At 76.7% G+C, this 1634-nt stretch carries 2 protein-coding genes; one reads left to right on the top strand and one right to left on the bottom strand.

The window, feature by feature from the left end:
• Positions 1-108 precede the first annotated feature (108 nt).
• Positions 109-894 carry a heparin lyase I family protein gene (locus AC0CYZ_RS22970; protein ID WP_472219625.1) on the top strand — a complete coding sequence of 262 codons (786 nt, stop codon included), beginning with the start codon at positions 109-111 and terminating at the stop codon, positions 892-894.
• Here AC0CYZ_RS22970 and AC0CYZ_RS22965 read toward each other — a convergent pair.
• Positions 876-1634: efflux RND transporter periplasmic adaptor subunit (locus AC0CYZ_RS22965; protein WP_472219623.1), on the bottom strand; the 759-nt coding region annotated here is incomplete at its 5' end. The two genes, AC0CYZ_RS22970 and AC0CYZ_RS22965, sit on opposite strands and share 19 nt — an antisense overlap.

Genomic DNA, 1634 nt, shown 5'->3' with positions numbered 1-1634 from the left:
CCCCCGACGACGACCACCACGCCGCCCCCGACGACGACCACCACCACCACGACGGCACCGCCGGTCGTGGCGCTCCCGCCCGTGGTCCTCCCGAAGGTCGTCCCGGTCATGGCGTCGGTCAAGCCGACGACGACCACGCCGCCCACCACCACCACCACGCCGATCACCACCACGTCGCCCGCACCGACCACGACCACCGCGCCGACCACGACCACCGCGCCGACCACGACGACGACCTCGACCACCGCACCGCGGGCGCTGTGGAACGGCGCCATCGCCACGACGGGCCTCGCGGGGTTCAAGGACACGCCGTACAACATCACCGACCGCGCGAGCGTCCGCGTCGTCGACGGGCCCCCGAAGGCGATCCGGTTCACCGTCCCGTCGGGGTCGCAGCGCGCCGAGATCGAGCCGGACGTCCCCGAGTTCACCGAGGGCCAGACCCGCTACTTCCGGCTCACCTACGTGCTACCGACGACCTTCCCGACCGACCCGCGGGGCTTCCAGCTCGCGACCCAGTGGAAGAACGACGGGACCGGCTCGCCGCCTTTGGAGGTGCGCGTCGAGAAGGGCCGCTTCGTGCTCGGTGGCGGCTACGGCCGGCCCGGCGGGGCGCGGCTGTTCTCGACCGACATCGCGCCGGTGGTCACCGGGAAGCCGGTCGAGATCGTCGTCGGCATCCGGTTCTCGTCCGACCCCGCGAAGGGGCAGGTCGACGTGTGGCTCGACGGCCAGCAGAAGATCGCGGGCTTCCGGCCGCCCGGGGGCACGCTGTACCCGGGACTCTCGAGCTACTGGAAGGTCGGGCTCTACCGCGACACCGGGAACGCGGGCACGGCCTCCGCCGACCTGCTCGCCGCCGCGCTGGGCACGAGCTACGACGCGGTGCGCTGAGGGCCGGGCACCACGACGAGGTCGCCCTCGACCAGCCCGTCGACGATCTCCACGCCCTCCGGCCCGGTCAGCCCCACGGCGACGCGGCGTGCGCGGACACCGTCCGGACCGCTCACCAGCACGACCGGTCCCACCGGCCCGTGTCCGAGGGCGGCGGCGGGCACCACGAGGACGTCGACGTGGCGCGCGAGCACGACGGCGACCTCGGCCGGGGTCCCGATCCGCGCCGTCGGCGGCAGGAGGGTCTCGACGACGAGGCCGTAGCGCCCGTCGGGCCCGGGCGCCGGCGCCACCTCGGCGACGCGGCCCGGGACCGTGGTCGGGCCCGGCGCGGCGCCGTCGGGCCCTGCGCTGTCCAGCGTGACCGCGACCTCCGCACCGACGGCCACGCCGGCCACGTCCCGCGGCCCGAGGCCCGCCGCCACGACGAGCGTGCCGAGGTCGGCCAGGCGCAGGGCGGGCGGCGAGGTGTCGGTGATCCGGTCGCCGGGGCGGACCGCGACGTCGGTGACGGTGCCGTCCTGGGGCGCGCGCAGCACGGTCGCGTCGACCGCCCGGTCGGCGTCGGTCACCCCCGCGCGGTCCGTGGCGATCGCGGCGTCCAGCCGGGCGAGCCAGACCGGGTCGGGGACGGGCACGCGGGCGGCCGCGTCCCGGGCGCGCCGGTCGGCGTCGAGCGTGGCCCCCGCGGCGGTGCGGCGGGCCCGCGCCGTGCCGTCGTCGAGCGTCGCGAGGACGTC

Source organism: Actinomycetospora sp., assembly GCF_055612215.1.
The sequence above is the reverse complement of the archived record's forward strand: the minus strand, read 5'-3'. Positions and strand labels throughout refer to the sequence as shown.

Bases quoted from the DNA above. Each gene is read 5' to 3' on its own strand.
- AC0CYZ_RS22970 (WP_472219625.1), top strand. From the start codon at position 109: ATGGCGTCGGTCAAGCCGACGACGACCACGCCGCCCACCACCACCACC.